Annotated in this window: 10 protein-coding genes and 2 pseudogenes; 5 read left to right on the plus strand and 7 right to left on the minus strand. The window is 60.9% G+C overall.

All coding sequences use genetic code 11. The annotated features are described in order from the left end of the window. Nucleotides 1–8: 8 nt before the first annotated feature. Nucleotides 9–398, minus strand: a complete 390-nt coding sequence (locus RPS27_RS05705) for a hypothetical protein (RefSeq protein ID WP_313753922.1) — start codon at nt 396–398, stop codon at nt 9–11. A 103-nt stretch (nt 399–501) separates the two neighbouring features. Further along, nucleotides 502–1,395, minus strand: a complete 894-nt coding sequence (locus tag RPS27_RS05710; protein ID WP_313753923.1) for a hypothetical protein — start codon at nt 1,393–1,395, stop codon at nt 502–504. A 689-nt stretch (nt 1,396–2,084) separates the two neighbouring features. Here RPS27_RS05710 and RPS27_RS05715 point away from each other — a divergent pair. Further along, nucleotides 2,085–2,369: pseudogene (locus RPS27_RS05715) on the plus strand (transposase); the annotation flags it as partial. A 529-nt stretch (nt 2,370–2,898) separates the two neighbouring features. Here the strand turns inward: RPS27_RS05715 and RPS27_RS05720 are convergent. After that, nucleotides 2,899–3,153: a hypothetical protein gene (locus tag RPS27_RS05720; RefSeq protein ID WP_313753924.1), complete on the minus strand. Its 255-nt coding sequence runs from the start codon at nt 3,151–3,153 to the stop codon at nt 2,899–2,901. A gap of 345 nt (nt 3,154–3,498) precedes the next feature. After that, the gene (locus RPS27_RS05725; protein WP_313753925.1) at nt 3,499–5,118 is read right to left on the minus strand and encodes a primase-helicase family protein; all 1,620 of its coding nucleotides are present in this window, start codon (nt 5,116–5,118) and stop codon (nt 3,499–3,501) included. 401 nt (nt 5,119–5,519) lie between these two features. On the opposite strand from RPS27_RS05725, the gene RPS27_RS05730 reads away from it, so the two are divergent. After that, a complete protein-coding gene (locus RPS27_RS05730; protein ID WP_313753926.1) occupies nt 5,520–6,416 on the plus strand; it encodes an alpha/beta hydrolase in 897 nt (298 codons plus the stop codon). 168 nt (nt 6,417–6,584) lie between these two features. Here the strand turns inward: RPS27_RS05730 and RPS27_RS05735 are convergent. Next, a pseudogene (locus RPS27_RS05735) lies at nt 6,585–7,167 on the minus strand (MATE family efflux transporter); the annotation flags it as partial. Between the two features lie 30 nt (nt 7,168–7,197). After that, a complete protein-coding gene (locus RPS27_RS05740) occupies nt 7,198–7,692 on the minus strand; it encodes a hypothetical protein (RefSeq protein WP_249132017.1) in 495 nt (164 codons plus the stop codon). 278 nt (nt 7,693–7,970) lie between these two features. Here RPS27_RS05740 and RPS27_RS05745 point away from each other — a divergent pair, with 278 nt between their 5' ends. The 3 genes from RPS27_RS05745 to RPS27_RS05755 all read left to right on the plus strand — a co-directional run bounded on the left by RPS27_RS05745 (nt 7,971) and on the right by RPS27_RS05755 (nt 13,058). After that, nucleotides 7,971–11,027 carry an AAA family ATPase gene (locus RPS27_RS05745; RefSeq protein WP_212067821.1) on the plus strand — a complete coding sequence of 1,019 codons (3,057 nt, stop codon included), beginning with the start codon at nt 7,971–7,973 and terminating at the stop codon, nt 11,025–11,027. A 302-nt stretch (nt 11,028–11,329) separates the two neighbouring features. Continuing rightward, the gene (locus RPS27_RS05750) at nt 11,330–12,544 is read left to right on the plus strand and encodes an OpgC domain-containing protein (protein WP_211415799.1); all 1,215 of its coding nucleotides are present in this window, start codon (nt 11,330–11,332) and stop codon (nt 12,542–12,544) included. 25 nt (nt 12,545–12,569) lie between these two features. After that, a complete protein-coding gene (locus RPS27_RS05755; RefSeq protein ID WP_212067822.1) occupies nt 12,570–13,058 on the plus strand; it encodes a DUF2059 domain-containing protein in 489 nt (162 codons plus the stop codon). Nucleotides 13,059–13,074: 16 nt separating this feature from the next. On the opposite strand, the gene RPS27_RS05760 is transcribed toward RPS27_RS05755, so the two are convergent. Next, entirely contained in the window at nt 13,075–14,187 is a 1,113-nt protein-coding gene (locus tag RPS27_RS05760) for an ABC transporter permease (RefSeq protein WP_212067823.1), read from the minus strand. Nucleotide 14,188 lies beyond the last annotated feature (1 nt).

Consider the following 14,188-nt stretch of genomic DNA (forward strand, 5'->3'; position numbering starts at 1 on the left):
TTCGTTGATTAGCTATTCGGTAAAATCATGCAATCGATGTTGGTATCGAGAGCCGGATTTGCGACTTCGGCCCATACGCCCGCAAGCGCATTGAGATCAATGCAGAGGGCCTCACCTCGTTTGAGGGTTCCGATAGCCGTTGTGGTTTCCACGCCAGCTATATTTTTCCTGGAGGATAGTTTCACGCTCTCACCGAGCTCATCAACCCGGAGTACTAAAATCGCTTCTTCGTGAAATCCCTGCTCAATATCCTCTCCACCCCACAAATAGACCTTGCCGCGAACTTTGACACGGTATTGAAACATGCCGTCCCCACTACAAAAGAACAGATCAATCAATTCGGAAATCACTCTACCGATCTTTGACGGGCTTTCGGTGTTGTCAATCTCACGTTGCATCCAATGAACCGACAGCCGCGCGGCGAATTGTCGCGCCTGGCGCTCACGTCACGCACTGTTTAGCGTGGCCTCCTAAACGTTCAGTCCGACAATTCAGCTACCCCTATCTGAGGGTCTCCGGCGCAAGGATGACCGGCGACTTCCGTTGAAGCATTTGATTGAGCTCCGGATCCTGCAAGACACGTTGACGTGGCGTAAGTTGCGGTTGGGCAGGCCGGATGACTTGAGGCGTTCGCGGCCGCTTAGGTCGGTTCGACACACCTAGATCGGCATCGGTCTGCGCCGGCGCCTGGAAGGTCTTAATCTCCGGTTCTTTTCCCTTGTTTAGATCAGGGCTTGGTGCAGGAGTTGGGGTCGGCCTTGGCGTAGGCGAAGGCGAAGGCACCGGGGTCGCTTTAGGCTGCTGCCAACCCACCACGATGACTCGCGTAGGCTTCGTGGGAAGCGGTGGCGGCGGCGGAGGGGTCAGCGCAATGGTAAAGCGGTTTGTGTAGTCATGCGATCCTCCAAGTCCCGCTTCGGCAGAAACTGGATTGGTGACGGGCTCCAGCGTATAGCCAAACCTTGAGCTCGCACTGACGACGATTTCGAACTGCTTGGTGAAGCTCACTCCGACGAGATCGTCCTTGTCGATCGCCTTGATGCTCGCAATGAGCCAAAAAGCCAGGCCCATGCCGGTCTCAGACGGATCAACCCCTTTGCAATTGTCAGGGTAACGCTTGATCGCCTTTTGGAAAGAGTTGGCGAACTTGATGTGATTGGTTCTTGTATCGGTATCGGACAATCCGAGCTTCGGCGTTGCTGACAAAACAGCAAGCCCCGCAGGCGCGCCGATCTTGGCACTTCCATCTCCACCAAATGAGCGCACCAGAGTCAGGTCGAGATCCGTTGCTGCCGTCCAGTCTCTGATCCTACGATCTACGAGGTCTTGATCGTCGCTGGTGGCAACGGCGGCCAATTCGCACTCGATTGAGTCGACGATATTGCGAATTTCCACCCTTCCCCGTTCCGGCGAACTTGGGAAAGCTGTGCACCCCGCCAGGACAATAAAGCCCAGGCACCCGACCCACTTCATCTCTCACCCCCGCGAGACATACGAGCCTAATTGCAAGCGGTTGTACGGTCAAGACAGAGGCACCCAGTGATTGCGATCTCCATTGAGATTGAACGAGCTGCAAAGAAAGACGCGCCCGGAGCCGGGGGCCTCTAAACACGTGAAAGCAAAAGAAGAGCGGCCAGAACTGCCTGCTGGCGATCAGGGTTCTTCAAAGCTGCTTGCAGGGCCTCGAGATCGTTATCCGCCGCGCAGATTAGGCAATTAACCCATCAGCGATCCTCTCGAATTGCCATTCCGGAAGGTGGGGCCGAGCCGGGCAACGATTGCCGCCGTCACCAAGGCCGCAATAATATTGCCCGCCACTTTTGCGACGAATACTAGATGCTGATTTGTAGCGATCGTCGAAGCCTCGCGATCGAGGTATTGTTCAATGAACGTAAACAGCTCAGTTTGGACATCGGCGCGCGTCGAGCTCCGTTCTAAGCCGGGAAGTCGATCTAGAACGCAGTCGGTTATCTCTTCGTAAGGCTGGTGACCAGATCACTAGATCGAAATGACCCGACTAATCGTCTCCTTTACATGGTCAGACGCGGGATTGCCGGAGGCTCTAACCCTTGAGAAAGGTGGAGCTGAGCAAGACAACGAACTAGTTTCACGCGAGGTCCGGGTCCGAGCGGTTCGGCTGGTTCTGAATCACGCCAGCGAGCACGCGCCGCGCTGGGCAGCGGTGACCTCCATTGCGGCCAAGATCGGCTGCACGCCGCAGACGCTTCATGACTGGGTCAAGAAGGCCGAGGTTGACAGCGGACAGCGGACAGCGGGCCGGCCTTCCGAGCGACATGGCGGCGAAGCTGAAGGCTCTCGATCGGGAGAACCGGGAGCTCCGGCAGGCTAACGAGATCCTGCGCAAGGCTCGCATTTTGCGACGGCCCCTTTCGGCGAATGGAGTCAGCTTGACCGCCGGTCCACTGTCTGGACGTCGGACGATCTAGACGGGCAGGGAAAATAACATGCGTAAACGTCGACTGGTTGCTTTTGCTGGTTCGGCAACGATGCACTACATCTGCTGCTTGTCGACGGGATTGCTGCGAATAACCGCAATCGCACTGATAGGTTTGCTGCAATTGTCCATTCGTTGCGCCGGTGAACTCATAGGAACTCCGTTGATGGACAAAGGAATTGGCCTCATCAGTCGCGTTCTCGACTTTTTCGCGGGTGTTGTCGGCTGCAGATAACAACAGCGCCGCACGCGTCTCTTAATGCCGGAGGCGTGCTAGCTTAGTTGTAGGCGCGATTGCCCCGCAAGACCTTGATATCTGATGAGCCCAGATGACGTGTCAACATGTCAACCCTGTCAACCCAAAAAACGAGTCCTGCCGCTGGAGCGTTTTTGGGGCGCGTTTGTGCCGTAGGGGAGGGGGCCTCCAGAGGGACCCGCCCACGTTACAACTTGCCCGTTTGAATCAGGCGCGAGATGATCCGTCCGGCATCCGTGGCGCCCCATGAAAGACGACCATCGATGCCAGGTTGCACAGAATAGCGGGCAAGTTGATGACGGACAATGTCTCTCAGTTCTTCGTCTGCGATCTCACTAGCACTCATGTAGCAATCAAACATCACAAGTGAGCGCAGGACGCCACGCTGTTTCATGGTCATCACTTTGGCGAAGTCGATTTGAGTTCTGGTCGGTTTAGCCACTTTAGTTCCTCATAAAGAAACGGCTCCGCCGCCGCGGTGTCCGTGCGACACCTCGGAGACAGAGCCGATGGTTGGGTTGGAGATGGTCCTAGTTGGTCCTTGCGTGTACTAGGTTCGCAAGATTCAAGAAGTCGCCGTAAGACAGGCCGCGGTCTTAGGTGTCCTAGCTGTCCTAGAGTTCTTCAGGGTTGAGATAAGACACCACCCTTCATCTTAAAATCTATGGCATCTTGGCGCGCGCAAGAGAGTCTGAGGAGTCCTAGGACACCTAGGACTAATCCCTGCGGCACAGTGGTTTTTTGAATTTCTAGCTCCTGGACGCATTGGGACGTCCTAGGACAGACTCTACATCGGAGCGAAATCGTCCGGCTGTGATTGCTGCGCTCGCCCGCCCCTCTCCGGGGAAGGCGCCGGCCAATCAACGGGCTGGCCGAGCAGTTCGTCAAATGCCGCGCGACAAGTGTCGAGTGGCGGCATTGAATAGCACCACACGCGTTTAACCACGCCGGGATCCATTTCAATCGTCGGGCGGTTTCTGCGCAAGTCGGGGACGAGCTGAGCGAGACGCTTTCCAAATTCCGCGGAACCGCGTTTGCGCCCAACGCCGAGCTGTGACGCGGCCTTCAAGTAGTCCGCATAGAGATGATCGCAGGGGATTCGCTCAGGCCAGTCGTTGCCCTCATGAAGCCGGTTGAACCACCAATCGTCGATTGTATCGAGCGATCTGATCTTTTGCTCAAGGAGCCCTTTGGTTTGAGGAAGGCGCCAAAAATCCACTTGAGCCAGGTCGAATGCCAGCAAGTCGTGAAGCAACCGCGCGCGTCCGCCGCTATTCAGTTCCTCATCCATCTCGGCGAAGTAGGCGCGATTTTGCGCGCATCGCGGATTTACGTCGAGAACGACGAACCGGCGCTCATCCATGCCCGCGGGCACTACCCAGCCTTCGTTCGACGACATGACAACCCGAACGAAATTGCGCATGCGGATCGCATTGACGCCTTTGGACTCGATCATCTGCATCTCACTCGTGATCAAGCCCTTGAGTCGTCCCTCGGCCGCCTTATCGCCCGCCCAAACCGCCTCGTCAGCCTGCAAGAGCAGACAGCTCGCCATGTGCTCGTTGAATTGACCGGTGATGTAGCGGCCATCGTCCACTTGGAAGTAGTGCGATGAAAATAGTGATCCAAGCACCTCGCCGAACTTGCTTTTGCCTGTGCCGCGTCGGCCGCGGAGCACAATCGCGGTGCCGAGCCGCTCGCGCGGCTTTTGCACGATGTGCGCCATCCAACCGAAAACGTACTCGAACAGCGCAGGATCTCCATCGCAAACGTTCGTAAGAAGATGGTCGCGAAACGTCTTGTATGATCCCACTGGCGCGGGCGCTGCGTCGAAGCCGCGCCAGAAATTAAGGTAGCCCGGCGTTCCCTCTGCGCCGTCTGGGTTCGGAAAAAACTCGACGCCGTCATAGGAACGGCGATCAGGATGCGAATGCCAGGCCTTCGCCCAGGTCACAAGTCGAATTTTTCCGTCCGAAGCGACGACCTCGGTATGCTTGTTTGCAAACCACGAGTTCATCGACTCGAAGGACATTACTCGAACACGGTCATTGACCGGCCCAGCGGGCTGTTCGTTGACCACAACGGCTTTGCCGCCCCAGATTGCCAGTGCGTAGCTACGGTTGAGTTCCTCGACATCGAACCCCCACGAACGCGGCGAGACTTGGGACGTATGGACGGCGTCCCGACCGCCTTGCTCCTTCTGCCGGGGAAAGGCGGGCTCCTCGTCGTCAGATTCGACGATTGCGAGGATTTGTTCGTGTGGTTCCATGTCCTTTGACTCGATCCAATTGGCAATCAGCTCGGCCGGCGTCGTGGCCAGGGCGTCGTCGAAGTTCTGTCGGCCACCTTCAGCGCGAACGGGTCTTGCGGCGGCCTCAGGGAGGCCACCGTTTGAAGTGTCGGTCATGTTGGTTTTTACCTTTGGAGGCCAAGGACCGCTAAGAGCGTGCCGCCAACCTTCCGCCTTTGTAATCTATTGAATTCATGCGTAAAATCGCAGCCGAGGCAGTCGCAGGGGGCGGCTGTTGCGTGTCCCCGCAACCAAATTCGGAATGACCGGTTCCGATACGAAAATGGCCCGCTTGACGCGGGCCATTTTTGTTTGGGTCATACGCCGCAGCGCCGCACCCGATTTTGCACGGAGCATGAGAGGCCAGCGGTCCACCGGCGTCGATGCCGCGCCAGCGTGCGTCGTCCCAGCAGCATGGCATGAGCGAGGGAACGTAATATCGATCCTCGTGTCATCATTGTTGCCGGATTCGTCCGGCGTTCGCTTTCCGGCTGTCATCGTTCGGAAGGGCCGCTCCCATGAACTTCGAGTATTTCGAGGCCGCCGATGTGCAGGCGGAGGAAGCGCGGATTTTCATACGCCGGGCCGGCTCGGGTCCGGCGCTTCTCCTGCTGCACGGATTTCCCCAGACCCACCTAATGTGGCGCGACGCTGCGCCGCTGCTCGCACGGGACTTCACCGTGGTCTGCGCCGATCTCCGCGGATATGGGCGCAGCACCTGCCCGCCCTCCAGCCCGGATCACGCGCCATATTCGAAGCGTGCAATGGCCAAGGACATGGCGTCCGTCATGACGCGGCTTGGCTTCGACCGCTTCTCGGTTGCGGGCCATGATCGCGGTGGCCGTGTGGCCTATCGGCTGGCGCTCGACCATGGCGAACGCGTCGAGCGTCTCGCCGTCCTCGACATCGTTCCGATCGCCGATGCCTGGGAGCGCGCCGACAAGAAGCTGGCGGTCGGCTATTGGCCCTGGTCGTTGCTCGCGCAGCCTGAACCTCTTCCCGAGCGACTCTTGTCCGCAGCGCCCGATGCCGTCGTCGACAATGCGCTCCATGGCTGGGGATCGACGGCAGACAGTTTCAGCCCGGCCGTCCGCACAGCCTATGTCGAGGCGTTGCGCGATGAGGCGCATGTTCATGCGATCTGCGAGGAATATCGCGCGGCGGCGACCATCGATCACGAGCACGATCTGGCGGATCGCACTTCCGGCCGGCGGATTAATTGCCCCGTCATGGTGCTCTGGAGCGGCCGCGGCCCGTTGAATTCCTGGTATGCGAGCGAGGGAGGCCCCTTAGGCGTATGGCGGGCCTGGGCCGACGACGTGCGAGGCAAGCCGCTCGACGGAGGGCACTTCTTCCCCGAGGAGCTTCCGCAGCAGACCGCGAACGAATTGCACCGGTTTTTCGGCAGGCAATAGGCACCACACAACAAAAGCGCGGGCCGACAAAGCATCGGCCCGCGCCCATCAGAACGTGACGTCGCGAAGACGCAGCTTATGTCTCGGAGTGCTCCTGCCGCGCCTCGGCCGAGGCATCCGCCTTCCGCGACTTGGTCGTGAAGGGCAGACCATGGTGAGGTTGAGCAGCCCCTGGCCGAGGCCAAGCGTGCGACCGAGGATAATCTGACAGATGGCCGAATTGACGATCATCAGCGACGGCAATTTCATGTTGCCGGTGCCGCGCAGGATGCTCGCCAGGATGTTCACGAGCCAGATCAGCACCGCACCGCCGAAATAGATATGGCTGTAAGCGATGGCCTGGGCCAGCACGTTGCCGCGACCGCCCAGCAATTCCAGCAGCCGCGGGCCTCCAGCCAGCATGCCGAGCATGAAGACCAGGCCGAACAAGACGGCGATCAGAAGCGCGTGGGTGGCGAGGCTCTCGGCACGGTCGCGGTCACCCGCACCGAGCGCACGGGCGATCGCCGATGACACTCCGCCGCCGATTGGCCGCGCCGGACATGCTCATGGCCAACATGACGCAAGGAAACACCAGCGCCATGGCGGCCAGCGCCTCCACGCCGAGCCGGCCGATGTAGGAGGTTTCGGCGATTGCGACCAGCGTCCCGGCCGAGAACGCGATGGCATTCGGCCAGGCCAGCGAGAGCAGTGTAGGCAGGATCGGTCCGTCGAGCAGCGGATTCGCGGCTGATTGCGCAGGCGGCGGCAACGGACCTTTCCTTTCCTGGCTGACGAGCGTTCAATCCCTGTAGGGGCAGACCATCGTCAAATAGAGCAGCGTCGGCGCCTTGTCATCGCCGTTGGCATATTCCCATTTCAGCCGGATCTCGTGCCTGTTCGCGTAGGCGTCGCTGGCCGCATGGGTGATGATATTGGTCTTCATCGGGATCGGCGGCTCGGAATTGAAGCACTTCCGGACGCTGGCATCGAGCAGATCGCAGCGGGTTAGCGGAATGACGCCGGGCTCGTCGTTGGAAAGCGGCGTACAGTTCGGCTGGGTGCTGAGATCGACGCGAGCCCGGCCCTTCTCCTTGTGCCAATAGGCTGCGCTCCCGTCCGGCCATCTGTCGGCAGGCGTCAGGATCAGATGGTACTGGCCATACTCCACGGTCGGCAGATGAATGTCCGGCGACGCCTTCAGGACGTCCGCGCTTCTCTGCATGTTTTCCAGGGGAAAATAATTGTCGTTCATCAAATCTTTGAATGACGCGCCGGTGTAAGTTCTCGAGCCCATCGCCTTTATCCTCAATATTTTCTTGGCTTTGCCAAAATACATACAACTCCGGCGGCGCTGATCTATCTGGCCGACCACGCCGTCGAAAATGTGCCCCATCTTTGCTGGGATGACCCACGCTACCACTCAGGACTGTGTTTCGTCCAGATTGCCAACTGCACCGTGCCCGCGGAAGGAGGAGCGAGTCCGATTGCTAAGCGGTTCTTGATAGGTATTGTTGTCGAAAGTTGCCGGTGGATTCTGGTCGACAGAAGGGCCGCGACCTTTGAGGCGCAGGAATGCATTGCTTCGCATGTCAGTCGGCGATTGATCCGGACGATAGCTGGTGCTCCAAGTGCGGAGCCGCAGTGCGTAAGCAGGCCGATCCGGATAGCGAACGTCGTTTTGTGACAATCCTGCGAGCCGATGTCGTCGACTCCACGGGTCTTGTTGCCGAATTAGAACCGGAGGCGGCCGTTTCGCGCCTTGAGCCGGCGCTGGCGGCAATGAGGGCCGCGGTACGTCAGTTTGGCGGTATTGTTAGCAAGGAGTTGGGGGACGGATTGGCGGCGGTCTTTGGCGCCCCGATCGCGGACGACAACCACGCACCCTTGGCCTGCCACGCGGCGATCGAGCTGGTCCGGCGTGTAGGCAGCCTTGGCGATCCCGGACTTCAAGTCCGGGTCGGCCTCCACTCGGGTCATGTGGTGGCCTACATGGTCTCCAGCGAGTTTTCCAAGGTCTACGAGATTGGTGGCGCAGCTCAGCATCTCGCCGCGCGGCTGGAGTCGGCGGCGGAGGCAAACCAGATCTATGTGTCCGAAGCCTGCCAAAAGCTAGCAGACGGGCACGTTCGCTTTGACTTTCTCGGCCGCAAGAGCTTGCGTGGCTTCAGCGAAGCTCTGCCTGTGTATCGCATTGTTGGAGCGAGCGATCTTTCGAGCTGGCGGGTGCGGCGTGCGCGCAGCATGTCCCGGTTTGTTGATCGCACAACTGAGCGGGCTCTGCTGTGGCGTGCCGCGGAAAGGGTTGCCGCTACCCGGCAGACTGTCCTGCTGATGGGTGATGCCGGCATCGGAAAATCGCGGCTTGCACACGAATTCGTGCAGGACCTTCGGACCAATGGCTGGTTGCTACTGGACGCCGAATGCAGCCCAAATCTTCAGGGGGCGCCGTTCAGTACGCTGAAACGCCTGGTGCTTTCTACCTTGGAGGCCGTCGCAAAAGACCCGGATCGCCTAGGAGATCCCCGAGCGGATTTGTCGACGGTTCATCGGCTTGCAATCGATGCGGTGTTGGACTTACCCATTTCCGATCCGCGTTGGAGCGAATTGGAGCCATACGCGCGCGGTCGTGCGATCTCCGAGGCAAGCTGCGCGATCGTGGAAAGCGTGGCGCGACGCAAGACTGCCGTTCTTCTCATCGAGGACCTGCACTGGGTCGATCGAGCCAGCGACAACGTTATTGCTGCCATTGCGTCGCTCCAGGCGCCCAATCTCTTCGTGTTTCTCACGAGTCGTGCGAACGGAATGCCGGAATGGATCGCGCGTTGTCACTCTGAGGTGATCGCGATGCGCCCATTGGACGATGATTCGGGTTTGGCGATGCTGGCGGATATGCTTGGCACATCTGCGACAAACGCCGACTTGAAGAATCGGATCATTTCTCACACGGCCAATGTCCCACTATTCCTCGAGGAGGTCTGCCGGGGCCTGAAAGATAACGGTACGCTGCGCGGCCAGTGGGGAGACCTGGCTCTCGTTCGTCCCATCGAAGAACTGGGTATCCCCGCGAGCATCCAAGGCGTGATTGCGGCGCGGCTGGATCGTGTGTCGAGACAGGAGCGCCTCGTCTTGCAGGTGGCCGCCGCCTTGGGGCCGCGGTCGAAAGAAGCGGTCGTACAGAAGGTTTCGGAGTTACCTGGAAATGCATTCGAGGATTGCCTCGCGGCGCTCGACCGCGCTGAGCTTCTCGTCCGGATCGATAGCGATCTCGAGTACTCGCTTGAGTTTCGGCATGAAATGGTTCGCCAAGTAACCTATGAATCGATGGTCGCAAAGGTGCGCGAGAGCGTCCATGCGCGCATTCTCGCTGCTTTCGAAAGCGACGAAACATTGAGAGATGATCCCGACGCACTCTGTTATCACTCTGTGCGTGCCAAAGACTGGTTGAAGGCGTTCAGCTACGGGAGAAGCGCCGCACAAAAGTGTCTCTTGCGCTCCGCATATGCCGATGCAGTCGATTATTTCCAGACGGCGATGAGTTCGCTGGACAAGACTCCGCTGACGCGTCCGCGAGAGACAAATGCCATCGATCTCCGCATGGAAGCGCGCATGGCGTTTATCTGGTCCGGTCGGATCGCTGAATGGGTCGATCTGGGAAAGGAAGCCGAGTGCAGGGCCAGCGAGATCGACGACGTTGGCAGGAAGGTTGCCGCCATGACCGTCATGGCCGGCGGGCAAAACTTCTACGGAACACCCACCGAAGCCGTTGCGCTCGGTGAGGAGGTTGTCGGTCTTGCCGAGGAGACAGCTAATCCGGGGTGGCGCAACCTTGCACTATACAATCTTGGCCAAGCGTATTTTCTCGCGGGGCGTTATCGCGAGGCGGAGCAGACATTCGCGCGGGCCCGTGTTCATCTCATGGGAATGGAAGAGGCTGCGCCTTTCGCCACGCCCCCGAAATACACACTCCTCCTCTGCTGCATGATGAAGAGCTTCACCCATACCGTCATGGGGCAGCTCGCCGCCGCCGAGCAGCTCCAGCAACAGGCGGCCGCGATCGCCGAGGAGACCGCACGCCCGTACGATCGCGTCGCCGCCGCCTATAGCGGCGGCTGGCTCATGCTCGGCCGGGGCGACCCGGCGGCGGCTGCCGCCATTCTCGAAGACGGTTTCGTCCTGGCGCAGAAGCACGGCATCCGGCTGTTCGTGCCGGTGCTCGCCTGCCACCTCGGCATGGCCTATCTCGAGCAGGGGCTGTTCGACCGGGCGCGCAGCATGCTGACCGAGGCGCGCGAGGAGGCCAAGGCGGTCGGCTATACCTCGGCGGTGCTGCGCAGCTCGATCTATCTTGCGCTCGCGACCTGCCGCCTCGGCGACGTCCAGGCGGCGCAGAACATGCTGCGCGAGGCGCGCAACACCGCGCGCCAGCAGGGGTTTTCGGGCCTCGAGGCCGAGGCCCTGTTCGGCGAAGCCGTCGTGACGCCCGTGACCTCCGAGGACAACAGGGCGGCCATCCTCGCGTCCTTGCGCGGGACGATCGCGATCGCGTCCGAAAGCGGCGCCCAGCCGCTGCAGCGCAAGGCCGAGGCGATGCTGAACGAGGTGCTGGCGCGCGGCGGCGAGTTGATCTGACGCTGCTCCCGGCCAAGTCCGCACAGGGCCGCCCCGGATCGGCCTTTGGCTTAAAATGCCGGATAAATCTCGCAGGTAGCACAATGAGTTAGCTACTGTGCATGGGGTTGTTTTTCGACATTTTGATCAGGTGCCGTGTCGGCGGCGGCGCTGAGGGACGGCCCGCAGAGCCCTTGCACCAAGGCCAAGCTGGGCTACCGTCGGCCCCCGGCCGCAGGGCCAGGTGACTTTTGCGAGATTCTTTTTAGCATCCATTTTGCCGGCGCCGCGATGGCGCGACGCCCAGCGGGAGAGGCGGGGCCATGATCACTCGGGACCAGTCAGCTCTGTTGTCGCCGGTCGAGCGCGACCTGCGGCTCGATCTCTTCCGCGGCATCGGTCTGTGGATGATCTTCCTCGACCACATCCCGCAGGACGTCGTGGCCTGGCTGACGCTGCGCAATTACGGCTTCAGCGACGCTGCCGAGTTCTTCGTGTTCATCTCGGGCTACCTGGTCGGCTGGATCTACGGGCCTGTCGTCGCGGGCGGCTGGTTTCTCGCGGCCCTCAAGCGGCTGTGGCGGCGCGCGCTCGAATTGTATGTCGCCCACATCATGCTGTTCCTGCTGTTCACGGCGCAGATCGCACGAACCGTGCGCCGCTTCGACAATCCGATGTACGCGCACGAGTTCAACGTCTTCAATTTCCTGTCGCATCCGGACGAGCTGATCGGGCAGGCGATCGTGCTGAAATACAAGCCGGTCAATCTCGACGTGTTGCCGCTCTACATCGCGCTGGTGGTCGCCTCGCCTTTCGTCGTGTGGTGCCTGGTGCGCCGGCCCAACCTGACGCTTGCTGCGTCCGTCCTGCTCTACGTCCTGTCGCGCTGGTTCAACTGGAACATCGCCTCCTACCCGCCCGGCACGACCTGGTACTTCAACCCGTTCTGCTGGCAGCTGATGTTCGTGTTCGCGGCCTGGTGCGGCATCGGACAGATCGACACGATCGCCAAATGGGTCTGGTCGAGGACGGCGATGGTGCTGGCGGCGGCCTGGCTCGTCTTCGCCTTCCTCATCGTGATGACCTGGCACATCCATGCGCTCGAGGCCCTGATCCCGAAATGGATGATCAAGTCGATCTACCCGATCGACAAGACCGACCTCGACATGCTGCGCTTCACGCATTTTCTTGCATTGGCGATCTGGGTCACTCACCTCATCTCGCGCAAATGGCGCGCGCTGCATGGGGTCTGGCTGCGCCCGATCATCCTCTGCGGCCAGCACTCGCTGCCGATCTTCTGCCTCGGCGTCTTCCTGTCGTTCTCGGCGCACTGGATCCTGACGCAGTACAGCAGGGGCATCTGGGAGCAGCTCGCCGTCTCCGCCCTCGGCATCGTCATCATGATCGGCGCGGCTTGGCTGCTCGACCGGGCCAAGCGCGTGCCGAACCTGTTCGTGAAGGTGACCGAGGTCGAAGAGGACGAGGCCGCCCTGGACAGCGCGCCGACGACGACCGCCGCCGCGCCTGCGGCGCATTGAGCATCGCCAGCCCACGGAGACATCCATGTCCAGACGCGTGTTGACCATCGCCGGCGTCCTCCTGCTTCTGGTCTGCGGCGCCTCGGCGCAAGCACCCGCACCCGAGGCGATGACCGCGGCCCGCAAGCTCGTCCTCACCTTGAGGATCGCGGACCAGTATCGCGCCCAATTGCCGCAGCTCCTGCTCAGGCTCCGGCCGGTGGTGGCGCAGGATCGGCCGGAGATCGAGCGGGACTACGACGCGATGACGGCGCCCGGCTCCGAGGTCTACGCCCCGTTGCTGGCATCGATGATCGACCAGGTCGCGGCGCTCTACGCCCAGAGCTTCAGCGTGGACGAGTTGCGCCAGATCGAGGCGTTCTATGCCCAGCCGGCCGGAAAGAAGTTTTTGGAGAAGTCGGATGCGCTGGCGCAGGCGAGTGCGCAGATCGGCCAGGACGTCAGCCAGAAGGCCGCCGACGACTTGAAGCAGCGCCTGATCGAGGCGCTGCGCCAGAAAGGCCACAAGCTCTAAAGCCGCACCGCGCGTCTCACGCCAGAAATGCACGGAACCGGCGCAGCGCGATCACGAAGAAGACGCCGCCGATCACCGCGAGCGCGACGAGCTGCGGCCATACCGCCTCCAGGCCCGCGCCGCGGAACAGGATCGCCTGGGCGAGCATCACGAAATGCGTGTTGGGCGCCGCCAGCATGATGTCCTGGACGAATTGCGGCATGCTCTCCCGCGGCGTCATGCTGCCCGACAGGGTTTGCAGCGGCAGCAGGATCATGATCAGCAGCAGCCCGAATTGCGGCATCGAGCCGGCGACGGTGGCAAGAAAGATGCCCATGCTGGTGGTGGCAAACAGCTGCAGCGCGACGCCGACGAGGAACAGCGCCAGCGACCCGTCGATCGTGACTTGCAGCCATCCCTTGACCACGAAGGCGATCGACAGCGCGGAGGCGACCAGCACCACGGCGCCCATCGACCACACCTTGCTCACCATGATCTCCAGCGGCGTGACCGGCATCACCAGGAGGTGCTCGATCGTGCCGTGCTCGCGCTCGCGGATCAGCGCCGCGCCGGTCAGGATGATCGAGAGCATCGTGATCGAGGTGATCACGTGGTCGATGGCGCCGAACCAGGATTTCTTCAGCTCCGGATTGAAGCGCGCCCGCAGCGCGAGCTCGATCGGCACGGTCTGGGCGTCGCGCGTGTGCGCCAGGAATTCGGCGATTTCCGCGCCGACGATCTGCTCGACATAGCCGCCGCCGTTGAACGCCTGCGAGATTCGCGTTGCATCCACGTTGAGCTGGATGGTGGGTGATTTACGTGCCAGGAGGTCTCGCTGGAAGTGGGGCGGGATGTCCAGCGCGAAGGTGTCGAGGCCGGCGTCCATCCTCCGGTCCATCTCGTATTGCGAGATCAGGCGCGGCTCGGAGAAATAGGGCGGTGTGAACGCCATCTCGATGCGGGTCGAGACCGGCGAATGGTCCTCGTCGACGATCGCAATCGCGGCGCGGTTCAACGTTTCCGGCAGCGCCTTGGCGCCGGCATAAACCGCCAGCGTGAAGGAATAGACGATCAGCACGAGCAGCATGGGGTCGCGGACGAGGCCGCGCAGTTCCTTGATGCCGAGCTGGAGCACGTTGTCGATGCGCATG

The organism is Bradyrhizobium sp. WYCCWR 12699 (assembly GCF_032144035.1).
GTDB lineage: Bacteria > Pseudomonadota > Alphaproteobacteria > Rhizobiales > Xanthobacteraceae > Bradyrhizobium.

Bases quoted from the DNA above. Each gene is read 5' to 3' on its own strand.
- RPS27_RS05705 (WP_313753922.1), bottom strand. From the start codon at position 398: ATGCAACGTGAGATTGACAACACCGAAAGCCCGTCAAAGATCGGTAGA.
- RPS27_RS05755 (WP_212067822.1), top strand. From the start codon at position 12,570: ATGTCCAGACGCGTGTTGACCATCGCCGGCGTCCTCCTGCTTCTGGTC.
- RPS27_RS05730 (WP_313753926.1), top strand. From the start codon at position 5,520: ATGAACTTCGAGTATTTCGAGGCCGCCGATGTGCAGGCGGAGGAAGCG.
- RPS27_RS05760 (WP_212067823.1), bottom strand. From the start codon at position 14,187: ATGCGCATCGACAACGTGCTCCAGCTCGGCATCAAGGAACTGCGCGGC.
- RPS27_RS05725 (WP_313753925.1), bottom strand. From the start codon at position 5,118: ATGACCGACACTTCAAACGGTGGCCTCCCTGAGGCCGCCGCAAGACCC.
- RPS27_RS05750 (WP_211415799.1), top strand. From the start codon at position 11,330: ATGATCACTCGGGACCAGTCAGCTCTGTTGTCGCCGGTCGAGCGCGAC.
- RPS27_RS05740 (WP_249132017.1), bottom strand. From the start codon at position 7,692: ATGGGCTCGAGAACTTACACCGGCGCGTCATTCAAAGATTTGATGAAC.
- RPS27_RS05745 (WP_212067821.1), top strand. From the start codon at position 7,971: ATGCATTGCTTCGCATGTCAGTCGGCGATTGATCCGGACGATAGCTGG.